The 15,662-nt window shown below is 58.7% G+C and carries 12 protein-coding genes; 5 read left to right on the top strand and 7 right to left on the bottom strand.

Features of this window, described 5'->3' with window-relative positions; translation table 11 throughout:
* Positions 1-3 precede the first annotated feature (3 nt).
* From lolA to lrp, 3 genes are all read right to left on the bottom strand, one after another.
* Complete coding sequence (lolA, locus tag BN3796_RS12110) at positions 4-618, bottom strand: outer membrane lipoprotein chaperone LolA (RefSeq protein WP_061708574.1); 615 nt, start codon at positions 616-618, stop codon at positions 4-6.
* Positions 619-741: 123 nt separating this feature from the next.
* Positions 742-4,686: a DNA translocase FtsK gene (gene ftsK, locus BN3796_RS12105; RefSeq protein ID WP_061708573.1), complete on the bottom strand. Its 3,945-nt coding sequence runs from the start codon at positions 4,684-4,686 to the stop codon at positions 742-744.
* A gap of 135 nt (positions 4,687-4,821) precedes the next feature.
* Positions 4,822-5,316, bottom strand: a complete 495-nt coding sequence (gene lrp, locus BN3796_RS12100) for a leucine-responsive transcriptional regulator Lrp (RefSeq protein ID WP_000228469.1) — start codon at positions 5,314-5,316, stop codon at positions 4,822-4,824.
* Between the two features lie 551 nt (positions 5,317-5,867).
* On the opposite strand from lrp, the gene trxB reads away from it, so the two are divergent.
* The 5 genes from trxB (at position 5,868) to infA (ending at position 11,687) form a co-directional block, all read left to right on the top strand.
* Complete coding sequence (trxB, locus tag BN3796_RS12095) at positions 5,868-6,836, top strand: thioredoxin-disulfide reductase (RefSeq protein WP_061708572.1); 969 nt, start codon at positions 5,868-5,870, stop codon at positions 6,834-6,836.
* A 113-nt stretch (positions 6,837-6,949) separates the two neighbouring features.
* The gene (cydD, locus tag BN3796_RS12090) at positions 6,950-8,716 is read left to right on the top strand and encodes a heme ABC transporter permease/ATP-binding protein CydD (RefSeq protein ID WP_061708571.1); all 1,767 of its coding nucleotides are present in this window, start codon (positions 6,950-6,952) and stop codon (positions 8,714-8,716) included.
* Positions 8,716-10,437 carry a heme ABC transporter ATP-binding protein/permease CydC gene (gene cydC, locus BN3796_RS12085; protein WP_061708570.1) on the top strand — a complete coding sequence of 574 codons (1,722 nt, stop codon included), beginning with the start codon at positions 8,716-8,718 and terminating at the stop codon, positions 10,435-10,437. Before cydD ends, cydC begins: the two co-directional genes overlap by 1 nt.
* A 42-nt stretch (positions 10,438-10,479) precedes the next feature.
* On the top strand, positions 10,480-11,184 hold the full coding sequence (gene aat / locus BN3796_RS12080; protein WP_061708569.1) for a leucyl/phenylalanyl-tRNA--protein transferase: 705 nt from the start codon (positions 10,480-10,482) through the stop codon (positions 11,182-11,184).
* A 284-nt stretch (positions 11,185-11,468) separates the two neighbouring features.
* Positions 11,469-11,687, top strand: coding sequence for a translation initiation factor IF-1 (gene infA, locus BN3796_RS12075; RefSeq protein WP_001040187.1), 219 nt, complete (start codon positions 11,469-11,471; stop codon positions 11,685-11,687).
* A gap of 114 nt (positions 11,688-11,801) precedes the next feature.
* Here the strand turns inward: infA and cas6f are convergent, their stop codons facing one another.
* From cas6f to csy1, 4 genes are read right to left on the bottom strand one after another with little or no spacing between them, the layout of a single operon-like run.
* Positions 11,802-12,356, bottom strand: coding sequence for a type I-F CRISPR-associated endoribonuclease Cas6/Csy4 (gene cas6f / locus BN3796_RS12070; protein ID WP_061708568.1), 555 nt, complete (start codon positions 12,354-12,356; stop codon positions 11,802-11,804).
* Positions 12,357-12,365: 9 nt separating this feature from the next.
* Positions 12,366-13,364 carry a type I-F CRISPR-associated protein Csy3 gene (gene csy3 / locus BN3796_RS12065; protein WP_061708567.1) on the bottom strand — a complete coding sequence of 333 codons (999 nt, stop codon included), beginning with the start codon at positions 13,362-13,364 and terminating at the stop codon, positions 12,366-12,368.
* Positions 13,365-13,382: 18 nt separating this feature from the next.
* Positions 13,383-14,312, bottom strand: coding sequence for a type I-F CRISPR-associated protein Csy2 (csy2, locus tag BN3796_RS12060; RefSeq protein WP_061708566.1), 930 nt, complete (start codon positions 14,310-14,312; stop codon positions 13,383-13,385).
* Positions 14,309-15,616 (bottom strand): type I-F CRISPR-associated protein Csy1, encoded by a 1,308-nt coding sequence (csy1, locus tag BN3796_RS12055; protein WP_061708565.1) that lies wholly within the window; start codon positions 15,614-15,616, stop codon positions 14,309-14,311. The genes csy2 and csy1 overlap by 4 nt, the downstream gene beginning before the upstream one ends.
* Between the last annotated feature and the right edge of the window lie 46 nt (positions 15,617-15,662).

Genomic DNA, 15,662 nt, shown 5'->3' with positions numbered 1-15,662 from the left:
CTCTTATTTGTTGCGTTGATCGTCCACCGTTACGCCCTGCGGCGGGGTAAAGGTGAATTTAGATGCATCCACAGCGCCGTTCTGCTGGGATTTCAGCTGATAGCTGCTGCGCTGGTCGTCCTGCTCTACGGCGCTGAACTGGTTAATGGTGCCGCTGCTGCTCACGTTAATGGTGAACTGCTTGAGGTTACCGTTGCTGCCTTTCGGGGTCAGCACAAAGTCGTCGCCGTTCTGCTTAATGTTGTACTGCTGCCAGTCGCTGGTCTGGTTACGGGCGATCAGCATAAATGGCGTATTGCTGGTGGCATCCTTCAGCCAGGTAGCGGTCGCCTGCTCCACGAACGGGTTATAAAACCAGAGGGTTTTGCCGTCAGAGACCAGAATGCTTTCATCCGGCTGGGTCATGTGCCAGTTAAAGAGGTTAGGACGTTTTACCCACAGATCGCCCTGACCTTCCTGCACCGCGTTGCCGCTACCGTCTGTGACCTTTTGCGTGAAGCTGGCGTGGAAGCTGCTGACCTTATCCAGACGGCTTTTAAGGTCGCTTGCGGCATCTGCCCAGACGCTGGTGGCGACAAAGCTGGTAAGTAATGCACCGACAATGGCGATTTTTTTCATTCTTAATCCTTAAAATAGATCATCCCGGAATGGGTACTTTAATTCTGGACCTGCCCGCAGGCAGGCGACAGAAGAAAATGCTTAATTTTTGCAGTTTTACCCATCTTTGCAAACGGCGAAAGGTTATTCAAACGGCGGCGGTGCCAGTACCTCACGGTTACCGTTATGGCCCTGCTCGCTGACAATCCCCTGCGCTTCCATCTGCTCGATAATACGCGCGGCGCGGTTATAGCCGATGCGGAACTGACGCTGAACGCCGGAGATAGAGGCTTTGCGTTTTTCCGTCACAAAGCTCACCGCCTGGTCGAATAACGGATCCAGCTCCTCGCCGCCGTCAAAACCACCGCCGCCGCCTTCGCTGTCGCTATCGGAGGTGATGCCGTCAACATACTGCGGACGTCCCCGCGCCTTCCAGTCCTGCACCACGGCGTGAACTTCCTGGTCGCGGACAAACGCCCCGTGTACGCGCACCGGCGTGGTGGAGTTCGGGCCGGAGTAGAGCATATCCCCCATTCCGAGCAGAGATTCCGCGCCACCCTGATCGAGGATGGTACGGGAGTCGATTTTGCTCGACACGGTAAAGGCGATACGCGTCGGGATATTCGCTTTGATGAGGCCGGTAATGACGTCCACGGAGGGACGCTGGGTTGCCAGCACCAGGTGGATCCCCGCCGCTCGCGCCTTTTGCGCCAGGCGGGCAATCAGCTCTTCCACCTTTTTACCGACGGTCATCATCAGATCGGCAAATTCATCCACCAGCACGACGATATAAGGCAGTTTCTCCAGCACCGGATGCTGGGCATCCATACTGTCGCCCGGCTTCCAGTACGGATCCGGGATCGGGCGGCCCATGCGCGCGGCCTCCGCGATCTTCTCGTTATAGCCCGCCAGATTACGCACCCCGAGCGCCGACATCAGCTTGTAGCGACGTTCCATCTCGTTAACGCTCCAGCGCAGGGCGTTGGCAGCGTCTTTCATGTCGGTCACCACTTCGGTGAGCAGATGCGGTATCCCTTCGTAGACCGACAGCTCCAGCATTTTCGGGTCGATCATAATGAAGCGGACATCTTCCGGCTGCGCTTTATAGAGCATGCTCAGAATCATGGCGTTGACGCCCACCGACTTACCGGAACCGGTGGTACCGGCCACCAGCAGGTGTGGCATCTTCGCCAGATCCGCCACGACCGGCTCGCCGGCAATGTCTTTGCCAAGCACGACGGTGAGCGGCGAAGGATTCTCACGGAAACGGGCGTTATCCAGTACCTCACGCAGGTAAACGGTCTGACGCTTTTTATTCGGCAGCTCAAGACCTACATAGGGTTTCCCTGGAATCACCTCCACCACGCGCACGGCTACGGTCGAAAGAGAGCGCGCCAGATCGCGGGAGAGGTTAGAGATTCGCGCGGCTTTTACACCCGGCGCCAGGTTGAGCTCGAAGCGGGTGATGACCGGCCCCGGGGAGTAGTTCACCACATCCGCTTTAATACGGAAGTCAGCCAGACGCGCTTCCACCAGTCGCGCCATCTGCTCCAGCGCAAAGGTGTCGATCGGCTCCACCTCGGAAGGCGGAGGCGTCAGCAGATCCAGCGACGGCAGCGGCGTGCTCGGCCTTTGCAGCGGGCGGCTGTCGCCATTACGCATCAACAGCGGATGAATCAGGCTCTCCTGCGGCGCGGGCTGCGGCTGCGCCGGCTGCGTGTACTGCTGCGGCTGAGCCGGTTGCGCGTGCTGAGGCTGCGCGTACTGCTGCGGCTGCGCCGGTTGCGCGTGCTGAGGCTGCGAGTACTGCTGTGGCTGAGCCGGCTGTGCGTGCTGAGGCTGCGCGTACTGCTGCGGCTGAACTGGTTGTGCCTGCTGCGGCTGCGCGTACTGCTGCGGCTGAGCATGCTGCGGCGCAGGCGCAAAGGGCTGACGCTGCGGCTCTGGCTCCGGCATAAACAGCGGTTCACCAGGGGTATCGTCAACCAGATCGCGCATCGGCGAAAACTCAAAGTCCGCCAGCGAGAAAGGATTCGCCCCCGCAGGCTGCTCGCCCGCGTAGCGTTGCTGCTGAGAAGCGGCAAACTGGCGCGCCAGCTCTGCTTCGGCGGCATCCTCTTCATCCTGCTGCGACAAGTCACGTTCGCCCGACTGAGGATAGCTCTCGCCATAACGCTGCTGCTGTTGTGCAGCAAACTGACGCGCCAGCTCGTCCTGCTGCATCTCATCACTGTCGTCGTTGTCGATCTCGCGCGCCTTCTCCTCAGCCATACGCTGGGAAGGAAGCTTGATGCCATAAGAGGCAAGCTCGCGGCGGGTAGGCACCCGTACACGGTTCGGACGCGGCAGTTTAGGGCCAATCCCCTCTTTTACCTGCGGACGTGGCGTGGTGCCAGTCGCCAGACTAAAGACCGGCGCTGCGGCAGCCGCGGCGGTTGCCGCAGGCGCGGCGGCCTGCTTCACGCTTTCCGCTAAAGGCGCAACGCTGGCGGTCGGATCGGTCTGCGGCGCCGATAAGGGCGGCGTAGCCGGGCGGGAGGTTACCGGGGTTTCAACCGGCTCCGGCACTGGCTGGTACCAGGCGGCAAGCTGCTCGCGCTCGCGCGCACGGCGCTCCTCCACCTCTTCAAAGTAATAGAGCGGCGGACGGGAAGGTTTAACCTCTTCGATTTCTGGTTCAGGCTCCACAGCGGGAACAGCGGGTTCAGTCGTTTGCTGATACGGCGGCTCACAGGAGTGATACGCGTCGGCGACCGGCTGCGGATTGTGTTCATAAGGCTGGGCGGCCGGTTGCGGGTTTTGCGCATAAGGCTGAGCGGCCGGCTGCGGGTTTTGCCCATAAGGCTGGGCGACCGGCTGCGGGTTTTGCGCATACGGTTGAACAGGTTGCGGATTCTGTTCATAAGGCTGCGCATATTCCGTCTGCGGCTGCACAGCGAGATAACTTTCCGGCTCCGGCGCAATCACCGGCTCAGGGGTGTGGACGCCCGGCACGGTCTGCCACTCCACCACGGGCTGTTGCATGGCAGGGTCAGCGGCGGTTACCGGTGCGGAGGGCATTACCGCCTCAACGGGCGCAACCCGCGCCTGGGCGGCGGTGGTCGCAACGGCGGCGGCGGCCACGGGCTCCGTCACGGAGTGGCCGTTCAGCAGCGGATCGTATTCGTCGTAATCGCCAGGCAGCGCGCGATTGCCCGAGAAGAGCACATCGTCAGGATCGGCCGCTACGCCGCCTGCGCTGTATTCAATCTGGTCGGCATCATCCATCCGTTTACCGGAGAAGAGCGCCGCGTCGGTTTTACGTCCCAGCGGATTAGCAAATTTTTCCGCCATGCGTTTACGGCGCGCCAGCGCGCCGCGCAGGATACGGGTACGACGAGACTCACGGCGTTCTGCCGTCGCCGCTTCTTCTTCGTAATCGTCTTCGTAATCGTCCTCGTACTCTTCGTCATCCATCCAGGTATCATCCCGGCGGGTGCGATTACTGGCAAAGGTGAGGATATTGAGCACCACGCTGCCGAGCTTTTCGGCAATGCTCACCCAGGACCAGCCGGTAAAGAGCGTCAGGCCCGCGCCCCAGATGCAAAGCAGCGCAATCGTGCCGCCGCTGCTGTGAAGCATCGGCTGAAGCGCGGTGCTAAGCAGACTGCCGATCACTCCGCCGGAGGCGAAGTACCAGATGTCATCCGCATTGATGGCGGCCAGCCCGCAGGATGTGAGGATCAGCGCCAGCGCGCCAATCAACCGCAGCGAGACGGCGAAATAGTCGATGTAATCTTCATTCTGGCGATGCCGCCAGGCGAACCAGCAGCCACCCACAATAATGACCGGGATGGTATAGGCCATGATGCCGAAGATGAAAAAGAGCGTATCCGCCAGCCAGGCGCCGGGAATACCGCCCAGATTATGGATAGGCTCGTGCCAGGCGGTTTGCGACCAGCTGGGATCGGATGGGTTGAAACTGAGTAAGGCGGCCATCAGCCAGACGGCGAAAAGGGCAACAAGGATCAGTAACGCCTCAAGGAGTCGGCGCCCGCTGCTTAACTTCTGTAATGTGACTTCTTTGTCTTCAGTATATTCCTGGCTCAAGAAAGGCTCTCCAGGTCTCAGGCATGCCCTGCCTGTTTGCTAAAACGGACAACAGCGCCGGGTCTCCCCGGCACTGCTGCTGTATGGATTAACAGGAGTGTAATCAAACTACGCTGATAATGCACCTGTTCCGTGTTAGCGCGTCTTAATAACCAGACGATTGCTCTGTTTGACCTCTTCCATCACCACGTAGGTACGGGTGTCATTCACGCCAGGCAGTCGCAGCAGGGTTTCACCCAGCAGTTTACGATAGGCTGACATATCCGGTACGCGTGTTTTCAACAGGTAGTCGAAATCACCCGAAACCAGATGACACTCTTGAATTTCTTCAAGTTTTTGTACAGCGGCGTTGAATTGCTCAAACACATCCGGCGCGCCACGATTCAGAGTAATCTCAACAAATACCAGAAGTGAGGCATCCAGATAATGCGGGTTCAGCAGAGCCGTGTAGCCCTGAATAAAACCCTGTCTTTCGAGTCGGCGCACACGCTCAAGGCACGGCGTCGGAGAAAGTCCCACACGCTTTGAAAGCTCGACGTTGGAAATACGCCCATCCTTTTGCAGCTCATTAAGAATGTTACGATCGATACGGTCGAGATCTTTGCCAGGGCGCTTCTTGCTATCTACCATTATTATTGTCTCTCTGTATTCCTTCCCTACTCCTGCCCGGACCCTGCTCACATCACTGTTCAGAGCCTGTACCCGTTGCACGACACATCGCCTTTTATCTGTTTTACGCGATGCGGCTCGGGTTCTGTAGTTAATAAGAAGACCGTTGCCGTCAGGCTGCCATCAACATCACGTATGGCGTCTGTCCACACCATGCGTAGATTTCGCTGACCCGGTAAAAATGGCGAAAACATGCATGCCTATGCGACTTGCTGCTACGCGTTTTTTTCTTCCTTGACTGTTTTCGCAAAAGCGCAGGGGATTGTCAAAGCAAAACATCGATTTTTAGTACAACATGCCAGTTATTCATTCTCGCTGTTGATTAATCTTCATTTAATCGACTTATTAATGACCGATCCACAGTAGATTTCGTTATGTTATTACGATCCGCCGCGCGCCGTTATTGACGCTGGCTATTACACAAATAGTTTACAAAACTGCTGCGCCCTTTTTTTACGATCGTAAATTCCCTACAATCCTGGCAACTGTCTGCCAACAATTATGGGGATCTCATGGGCACGGCCAAACACAGTAAGCTGCTAATCCTTGGCTCTGGACCTGCGGGCTATACCGCGGCGGTCTACGCTGCACGCGCAAACCTGCAACCGGTTTTAATCACCGGCATGGAAAAAGGCGGTCAGCTGACCACCACCACAGAAGTGGAAAACTGGCCAGGCGACCCGAACGATCTGACCGGGCCGCTGTTGATGGAGCGTATGCATGAGCATGCCGCCAAATTCGAGACCGAAATTCTGTTCGACCATATTAATAAGGTCGATCTGCAGAACCGTCCGTTCCGCCTGATCGGCGACAGCGGCGAATATACCTGCGATGCGCTGATTATCGCGACTGGCGCCTCCGCCCGCTATCTCGGTCTGCCTTCTGAAGAGGCGTTTAAGGGCCGCGGCGTCTCCGCCTGCGCCACCTGCGACGGCTTCTTTTATCGCAACCAGAAAGTGGCCGTCATCGGCGGGGGCAACACTGCGGTTGAAGAGGCCCTCTATCTGGCGAACATCGCCTCTGAGGTGCATCTGATTCACCGTCGCGACAGCTTCCGCGCGGAGAAAATCCTCATCAAGCGCCTGATGGATAAGGTGGAGAGCGGCAATATCGTGCTGCACACCAACCGCACCCTGGAAGAGGTAACGGGCGACCAGATGGGCGTCTCCGGCCTGCGTCTGCGCGATACGCAGAACGCTGACAACATAGAGTCGCTGGAGGTGGCAGGCCTGTTTGTCGCCATCGGTCATAGCCCGAACACCGCCATCTTCGACGGCCAGCTTGAGCTGGAGAACGGCTATATTAAGGTGCAGTCCGGCATTCATGGCAACGCCACCCAGACCAGCATTCCGGGCGTCTTTGCCGCAGGCGATGTCATGGACCACATCTACCGTCAGGCGATCACCTCTGCGGGCACCGGCTGCATGGCGGCGCTGGATGCGGAGCGCTATCTCGACGGTCTGGCCGAAGCAGCAAAATAATCTTTACAAGTCAGTAACAAACGTAAAAAAGGCGACCATTGGTCGCCTTTATTTTTGCTCACGTGTAACATGCTCGGGTCCTGATCCCTGTAACTTCACCTGCAAAGCGCGCAATGGAAAAAACCCGTCAACAAGAGTTAACCCGCTGGCTGAAAAAGCAAAGCGTTATTTCCCGCCGATGGCTGGCGATATCCCGGCTGTTAGGGTTTGTCAGCGGTCTGTTGATTGTGGCCCAGGCATGGCTGCTGGCCCGCATCCTCCATCACATGATTATGGAAAATATCCCGCGCGAGGCGCTGCTGCTCCCCTTTGTCCTGCTGGTGCTGACCTTTGTGGTTCGCGCCTGGGTGGTATGGCTGCGCGAGCGGGTCGGTTTTCATGCCGGGCAGCATATTCGCTACGAAATCCGCCGCCAGGTGCTGGACAGGCTACAGGCGGCGGGTCCCGCCTGGATCCAGGGCAAACCTGCCGGAAGCTGGGCCACGCTCATTCTGGAGCAGATCGATGATATGCACGACTATTACGCCCGCTATCTGCCGCAGATGGCGCTGGCGGTCAGCGTGCCGCTGCTGATCGTGCTGGCGATTTTCCCGGTTAACTGGGCCGCAGCGCTGATTCTGCTTGCCACCGCCCCGCTTATCCCGCTCTTTATGGCGCTGGTCGGGATGGGGGCCGCCGACGCAAACCGCCGCAACTTCCTCGCGCTGGCCCGTCTGAGCGGCCACTTTCTCGATCGCCTTCGCGGCATGGAGACCCTGCGTCTCTTTGGACGGGGCGATGCCGAAACCGAGAGTATCCGTCTGGCTTCGCAGGATTTTCGCCAGCGCACCATGGAGGTGCTACGTCTGGCGTTCCTCTCCTCCGGCGTCCTGGAGTTTTTCACCTCCCTGTCGATTGCACTGGTAGCGGTCTATTTTGGTTTCAACTATCTTGGCGCGCTTAACTTTGGCCACTACGGCACCGCCGTTACCCTCTCCGCAGGCTTCCTGGCCCTGATCCTCGCGCCGGAATTTTTTCAGCCGCTGCGCGATCTGGGCACCTTTTATCATGCCAAAGCGCAGGCGGTCGGCGCTGCAGATAGCCTTAAAACCTTCCTCGAAACGCCGCTGGCGCATCCGGCGCGCGGCGAAGTCACCCTGAACAGCAACAAGCCGGTCTCCCTGGAGGCGGACGATTTTTCGGTGCTGTCGCCGCAGGGCAAGGTTCTCGCCGGGCCGCTCAGCTTCAGGATAAAGCCAGGCGAGCGCGTGGTGATTGTGGGCGCGAGCGGCTCAGGCAAAAGCTCCCTGCTTAGCGCGCTGTCGGGCTTTATGGCCTACACCGGCTCGCTGCGCGTTAACCAGACGGAGCTGAGCCTGCTCGATCCCGACGCCTGGCGCAGCCAGCTGAGCTGGGTGGGACAAAATCCGCAGTTGCCCGCCGCGACGCTTCGCGAGAACGTGCTGCTGGCGCGCCCGGACGCCAGCGATGCGGAGCTCAAGTCGGTGCTCGATCGCGCCTGGGTGAGCGAGTTTCTGCCTCTGCTGCCGGACGGCGTGAACACCGCCGTGGGGGACCAGGGGGCTGGCCTTTCGGTCGGCCAGGCGCAGCGCGTCGCGGTGGCCCGCGCCCTGCTCAACGCCTGCCAGCTGATGCTGCTGGATGAACCCGGCGCCAGCCTGGACGCCCACAGCGAGCAGCGGGTCATGCATGCGCTTAACGAGGCGTCGCGCCAGCAAACCACGCTGATGGTTACCCACCAGCTCGATAATATCGCCGACTGGGATCAGATCTGGGTGATGGATAATGGTCGTATCGTCGAGCAGGGTGACTACGCCACGCTCGCTGCCGGTAACGGGCCGTTCGCCGCCCTGCTGGCCAACCGTCAGGAGGAGATCTAATGCGCGCCCTGCTTCCCTATCTTGCTCTTTATAAGCGCCATAAATGGATGCTGACCCTGGGCGTTATCCTTGCCATTGTCACCCTGCTGGCGAGCATTGGCCTGCTGACGCTCTCCGGCTGGTTCCTCTCCGCCTCCGCCGTGGCGGGTTTTGCGGGTTTGTACAGTTTCAACTATATGCTGCCCGCCGCGGGCGTGCGCGGGACGGCGATCACTCGTACCGCGGGCCGCTATTTTGAGCGGCTGGTGAGTCACGACGCCACTTTCCGCGTCCTGCAGCACCTGCGGGTCTCTACCTTCAGCAAGCTGCTCCCCCTCTCCCCCGCCGGGCTGGCGCGCTTTCGCCAGGGTGAATTGCTTAACCGCGTTGTTGCGGATGTCGACACGCTGGATCATCTTTATCTGCGCGTGATTTCGCCGCTGGCAGGCGCGTTCGTGGTGATCGTCGTGGTGACTTTAGGGCTCTGCCTGCTCGACGTCGGGCTGGCGCTCACCCTTGGCGGGATTATGCTGCTGACCCTGATCCTGCTGCCGCCGCTCTTCTACCGCGCCGGTAAACCGACGGGTGAAAGCCTGACCCGGCTGCGTGGCGACTACCGCCAGCAGCTTACCGCCTGGCTGCAGGGTCAGGCGGAGCTCTCTATTTTTGGCGCCAACAACCGCTACCGCGAACGTATGGAGAGCACGGAGCTGAACTGGCATGAAGCCCAGCGCCGACAGTCGGAGCTGACCGCCCTCTCACAGGCGCTGATGACATTAATCGGCGGTATTGCGGTCCTGACGATGCTGTGGATGGCCGCGGGCGGCATCGGCGATAACGCCCAGCCCGGCCCGCTTATTGCGCTGTTTGTCTTCTGCGCGCTGGCGGCCTTTGAAGCGCTGGCGCCGGTGACCGGCGCGTTCCAGCATCTGGGGCAGGTGATCGCCTCCGCCGTGCGCATTACCGACATCACCGGCCAGACGCCGGAGGTACAGTTTACGACCCAGGAGACAGAAGTCCCTGAACGCGTGGCGCTGCAGCTACGCGAAGTGACCTTCGCCTATGCTGGCCAGACGCAAAATGCCCTGGACGGTATCACGCTCGATATCCCGGCAGGCGCGCACGTGGCGATCCTGGGGCGTACCGGGTGTGGCAAATCCACGCTGCTTCAGTTACTGACTCGCGCCTGGGATCCCCGCCAGGGCCAGATCCTGCTTAACGAGACACCGCTGGCGGATATTAGCGAGGCCGCCCTGCGTCAGGCGATAAGTGTGGTGCCGCAGCGCGTGCATCTCTTCAGCGCGACGCTGCGCGATAACCTGCTGCTGGCGGCCCCTGCCGCCAGTGATGACCAGCTCCGCACGGTGCTGGGACAGGTCGGGCTGCAGAAGCTGCTGGAGGATGAAGGGCTGAACAGCTGGCTCGGGGAGGGTGGCCGCCAGCTTTCCGGCGGCGAGCTGCGACGTCTGGCGATTGCGCGCGCCCTGCTGCACGACGCGCCGCTGACGCTGCTCGACGAACCGACAGAGGGGCTGGACGCAACAACCGAAAGCCAAATCCTTGAGTTAATTCATCAAACCATGCGGGAGAAAACCGTGCTGATGGTGACCCATCGCCTGCGCGGGCTGGCGGATCTGGATCAGATAATAGTCATGGACAACGGCCGCATTATTGAGCAAGGTAATCACGCAGAGCTGTTGGCGAAACAGGGGCGCTACTTCCAGTTTAAACAACGTCTGTAGACTATATTTTATCGATCCTGATTGCCCTGGAGTTTTGCCTGCATGCGCCTGGTCCAGCTTTCTCGTTTTAATCTGGCGTTCCCTTCCCCGGAGGGAGCGCTACGCGAACCCAATGGTTTGCTGGCGCTGGGAGGCGACCTGAGCCCGGCGCGCCTGTTGATGGCATATCAGCGCGGTATTTTCCCCTGGTTTTCATCGGGCGATCCGATTCTCTGGTGGTCGCCCGATCCCCGCGCGGTGCTCTATCCCGCGCAGTTTCATCTCAGCCGCAGCATGAAACGTTTTCACGCCAAATCCCCCTATCGCGTTACGGTGAACCACGCCTTTGGTCAGGTTATCGAAGGTTGCGCCAGCGATCGCCACGAAGGAACCTGGATCACCCGCGACGTCATCGTGGCTTACCATCGTCTGCATGAGCTGGGCCACGCCCACTCCATTGAGGTATGGGAGGGTGATGCGCTGGTGGGGGGCATGTATGGTGTCGCACAGGGAACGCTCTTTTGCGGCGAGTCGATGTTCAGCCGGGCGGTAAACGCCTCCAAAACGGCGCTGCTGGTATTTTGCCGCGAGTTCGCCACAAGCGGCGGCCAGCTGATGGATTGTCAGGTGCTGAACGATCACACCGCCTCGCTGGGGGCAGTAGAGATGTCGCGGCGGGACTATCTGGATGCGCTGGAGAGACTGCGTCAGCAGAAGCTGCCGCAAAACTTCTGGGTGCCGCGCACGCTCTTTATGCCGCAGGGATAAATGTTTTCCGCATATTTTTTATGAGGGTGTTATAATTGGTGCCGCAGAGTCGATTCTGCCTGTTGTCCCGCCGCCGTTTGGGAATAGTTAGCACCAGATAACGTCCTGTCGTTTATCCTGCCGCCTCCCTCCTGCATGCGCAAATTGTGCGGTTTTACCGTGGCGTCCGGGCAATACGCTGAAACTGCTTTGCTGCGTTTTAACGCACAAATCTTTACTTAATTGAGGAATTTCGGCATTATCTTGCCGGTTCAAAACTTGGTAGTGATACCCCAGAGGATTAGATGGCCAAAGAAGACAATATTGAAATGCAGGGTACCGTTCTTGAAACGCTGCCTAACACCATGTTTCGCGTAGAACTCGAAAACGGTCACGTGGTAACCGCGCATATCTCCGGTAAAATGCGTAAAAACTACATCCGCATTCTGACGGGCGACAAAGTGACTGTTGAGCTGACCCCGTACGACCTGAGCAAAGGCCGCATTGTCTTCCGTAGTCGCTAATCTATTTCGCCGGTAAAGGCGCACGATTTTAAAAGGCCGGGTAAAACCCGGCCTTTTTTATTTTCCGCTACCTGACCAGGCCGGGTGAAAATATCACCCGGTGCAAACATCCTTTTAAAACCAGGGTACGGTTGCCGTGGGGCTTAAACCATAGCTGGAAAAAAGTCCTGGAACGGGCGCGTCCACTATTTCACCGTGACGAATAAATAGCTTAAACGACTGCCCGGTCGACAGGCTGCGCATATTCAGCCAGGGGAGATCGGTTTGTTCCATCTGCATTAACGCGAGCCTCGCCTGGGCTTCCTCCTCTGTCAGCCAGCCTTTTTTCACCGAGCGGCGCAGCAGACGTTCCGGGCTGCTTTTAACCTGTACACGGCTGACACAGCGCCAGGCAACGGAATCAGGAACAGGGAGAATCGCGGTGCTCTGACAGTAGTCGTTGAGCCCTTTGCGCCACTGCATCGCTTCTACCTCCTGAAGCGACGCCCCGCTTCCGTGCAGGCGCAGGCAGCCACCGGGCTTGTGCCTGAACTCCGGAAAACTCACGCCAATATCCCCCTTTCCTCTTGCCCCCAGCGCACGGTGCAGTTTGGCGAACAGGGCGGCCATCAGCATCTCTTCCTTAAACTCGGGATCGGGCGCTACGCGGATCTCCTGATAGTGATCCATATTGTCTCCTTACTCACCCTTCTCGCCGAATACGCCACCACGGATCAGCACCGCCATCACGTAATGCTGCTGTTCGGCGTCAGGCTTCTGCCCCTTCGTGACCCAGTTATCCAGCAGCGTGTAGAAATCCATTTTTTCGCGCGGCTGACGGCATGCCACGCCGCGGCTGGTGACCGAGCCGTAAGGCTCAACGGCTATCGCGCCAAGCTCATCGGCCAGGGGGTGCCACGTATCAATGGTACGAATTGCGTTGCCAATTTTCTGCGAATGCATTCCCGCCACGCCATCAATCTGGTAAAGCAGACGGCTTTTACTGCTGTTGCTGTCCAGCACCAGCTCCTGTGAGGGAAAGACTTCCTGCCCGGCGCCCAGCAGCACCTGTGCCTCCACGGAGAGCAAAATAAACCCATCGCCCCGCAGGCCAGTCTCGATCTCCTGCGCCAGCGACTTCAGCGATTCATCGCTGTCGTTGAAATGGCGCAGCGCATAGTCATGGGCATTGAACTGCCACGTCTGGCTGCCTTTCACCGTAACTGTGATTTTTTCTGCGCCAACGCGGTTACGCCACAAAAAACGCCCGTTCGCCAGGTTGGTCGCGTAACGATGCGCCAGCTCGGTGAAACCGTGTTCGCTGATATACCCTTCAACCACCCGCTGAAGCTCATCCTGATAAATACGATCGTTACAAACGGACGGCACAGAAAGATTGCCGAGCACGCGCAGCGTGAATTTCACCCGCAGGGTATCAGCATCGGCGGGCAGCGCCGCCACGTCCACGCGCTGAAGGTTCGGCTTCTGGATTTCCGCATCCAGTTTAGCCGGATCGCTGGCTGTCGCATTTTTCAGCCGGTTAGAGATGGTACCGCGTACCGCTTTTTCCTGAATACGAATGGGCTGCCACGCGTTACCTTCCCATTGACCTGCATGCATTACCGCATCAGATGTTGCCAGCTTGCGTTCAAATGCCAGTACAGAAGCCGTTTTAATGGCTGTAGGTGCCTTTGCCATGTGAGGATCCTTGTTGTGTTAAAGTTCAGCCGCCAGCGGTGCATTGGCACCCTGGCAGTAATAGCCTGTCTCCGTGGTGCGATAGCGCCAGAAGATCTCCTCCAGAGAGGAAATACGATGCAGCCCGCACCATTCACCAATACCGTAAACCGCCTCGGTAAAGGCAAACGGTGTCTGCGCATCGCGGGTGTTCGCTACGATACCCGGCGCGTAAAGCGGCGAGATACGCTGGTAGCCCGTCATTAATGGCACCAGATAGCCCGGCTGCGGTTTCGGTACGTAATGCCAGGAAGCGGGATCGCCCTCTTTTATCTCCCCTTCTTCCGGCGTCTCCGCTGCCATTTTCAGCGCTGCAAAATCGAGCCAGGCGTCCAGCAGCGTGGCATCAGGATCCTGTTCGCGCAGCGACTGATGATGTTCTGTAAGCCAGGCGCTGCGATCGCGCAGAACAAATCCCGGCATCAGACGCCATTGCAGACGCGCCATATCACGATCGTCAGCAGGCGCATCCATCACGCTGATCTCCTGGATACTGACGATGATCCCCCCCGCCAGCCTTAATGTCGGGCAGAGCTTCATCAGCAATTCTGACAGCGCCCGCTGGCCATACTCGCCGTTAGGGATTTCGCCATGACATTCGAGGAGCAGCGAAACCGTCATATGCATCCGTCCCTCTTCATTAAAAGAGGCGGTTTTACCTTCACGGGTCAACGGATTGCGCGTTAAGGCGAGCTGACAGTCACGGCCCGAAGTATGCGCATGGAGCTGGTGTTCATGACTGATTACCGCGCAGCCGCCCAACGTCAGCCCTTCGGTTTCTGAGAGCCTGCGGGATAACGCATGTGTAAATCCGAGAAAATGGGTGATGGCGGGAAAGCCCCACGTTACGCCAGCAATCGCGTTGGCGTTTTCTACCCGCACGCGACGAAGAAGAATTAACGTGCTCATTTCAGCGCCTCCTGAATGATTTTTTCGAACTCGCGCAGGTTAGTGCGTAACCGTTCACGGGTTCTCCACTCCCTCTCTTCCACCGCGCCTACCTCTGTGCTGACCTTACGCAATTTGGCATTAAGCCAGAGCGCAAAATCGCCCGCCACGCCCGCCTGCCAGTCGCCTTTTTCACGCTCCAGACGGAACGCCGGATCGGTTTTACTGCGCCACGGATCGAGCCAGAGCTGCTGGTGGGGTTTGAGATCCGGACAGTGTCGGGTCCAGTTTTGCCATGCTTCGCGCTGAAGCTCACAGGCAACGTCAAACAGCAGATCGATAAGAGTGCCGACATAGGCCTCGCGCGCCTCGCGAATACGGCGGTTGTTGTAATCACCGGAGCGGGTTAACAAGGAGACCAAAAGCTTAACCGTGCTGTTTGCCCGTCGGTCAAACGGCCCACCCGAGGCAAAAATCGAGCGGATATTGACCGGGGGGCTGTCAGCCCGGCGCCACCGGGGCGGCTCGGCAGAGAGAAGCCACGCGCGGCCACCGCGCACGCTGTTGAGCCAGGAGATATTTTGCGGTTTAGTACCACCGAAGTGCATTTCTGCCGAATGGGGGAAAGTGACCAGCGGCTGCGGGTGCCACGTCTTTTCGCGACGCGCTTTCCAGATGGCTTTTGCGTTATCACCAAAACGCAGTTCCGCCATTTTTTGATGCAGCGCATGCACAAACGAGGTGGCAAAGAGCGGGTTAATCAGGTGATACCCTTCCCCCACCGGGAAATAGCTCTGTTTGGCGAGCTTATGCGAGGCGGGTTCGCTGGCGCTGAGCGCGCGTGAAAACCCCTCAATCCAGCCGTTTAGCTGGGCCTCATCGCTGGCGAACCGCTCCAGCGGGCGGCTATCACCGCGCTGCAGGCACGCCAGCAGAGAATCCCCTTCCACCATGGTTTGCAGAAACTTCGCGACATCCAGCGCTGCGGCATTGCCCACCGCATCAGGTTCCAGCTGGGGCAACGCCGCGCTGACGAGGTAGCCTTCATTAGCGACCGTCTCGCTATAAACGCTGCTGCCTTTGTTATCCCCGTGGGTAAATTTTGCCGCGTGGGTGACAAGGTGAATCTGTCCGGCTCGTCTCGCCGCATCCGTAAGCCACGCCTGCGGCTCATAGCGAAGCTCCAGCTCCCGACGCTCTGCCGCAAGCGCCACGCTCTCTTCGCCACTGCGCTTTGCAGCCTCTTTATCAAACGCGTCCAGCTTTGTCTGCCGTCTCGTCGCGATATAGTTTTCTATGTATTGAGCTAACGACTCAATCGCCATAGCCATCTCCTGTTCGGCTTTAAAATCTTGCTAATTACTGCGAGCT

It is taken from the genome of Pseudenterobacter timonensis (assembly GCF_900021175.1).
GTDB classification, from domain to species: Bacteria; Pseudomonadota; Gammaproteobacteria; order Enterobacterales; family Enterobacteriaceae; genus Enterobacter; species Enterobacter timonensis.
Note: the sequence above shows the minus strand (reverse complement) of the source record. Positions and strands in the feature narration are given on the sequence as shown.

What these genes read in the sequence shown, in the direction of transcription:
- cas6f (WP_061708568.1), bottom strand. Translation starts at nt 12,356, where the DNA reads ATGGATCACTATCAGGAGATCCGCGTAGCGCCCGATCCCGAGTTTAAG.
- trxB (WP_061708572.1), top strand. Translation starts at nt 5,868, where the DNA reads ATGGGCACGGCCAAACACAGTAAGCTGCTAATCCTTGGCTCTGGACCT.
- csy3 (WP_061708567.1), bottom strand. Translation starts at nt 13,364, where the DNA reads ATGGCAAAGGCACCTACAGCCATTAAAACGGCTTCTGTACTGGCATTT.
- aat (WP_061708569.1), top strand. Translation starts at nt 10,480, where the DNA reads ATGCGCCTGGTCCAGCTTTCTCGTTTTAATCTGGCGTTCCCTTCCCCG.
- infA (WP_001040187.1), top strand. Translation starts at nt 11,469, where the DNA reads ATGGCCAAAGAAGACAATATTGAAATGCAGGGTACCGTTCTTGAAACG.
- cydC (WP_061708570.1), top strand. Translation starts at nt 8,716, where the DNA reads ATGCGCGCCCTGCTTCCCTATCTTGCTCTTTATAAGCGCCATAAATGG.
- csy1 (WP_061708565.1), bottom strand. Translation starts at nt 15,616, where the DNA reads ATGGCGATTGAGTCGTTAGCTCAATACATAGAAAACTATATCGCGACG.
- lolA (WP_061708574.1), bottom strand. Translation starts at nt 618, where the DNA reads ATGAAAAAAATCGCCATTGTCGGTGCATTACTTACCAGCTTTGTCGCC.
- cydD (WP_061708571.1), top strand. Translation starts at nt 6,950, where the DNA reads ATGGAAAAAACCCGTCAACAAGAGTTAACCCGCTGGCTGAAAAAGCAA.
- csy2 (WP_061708566.1), bottom strand. Translation starts at nt 14,312, where the DNA reads ATGAGCACGTTAATTCTTCTTCGTCGCGTGCGGGTAGAAAACGCCAAC.
- lrp (WP_000228469.1), bottom strand. Translation starts at nt 5,316, where the DNA reads ATGGTAGATAGCAAGAAGCGCCCTGGCAAAGATCTCGACCGTATCGAT.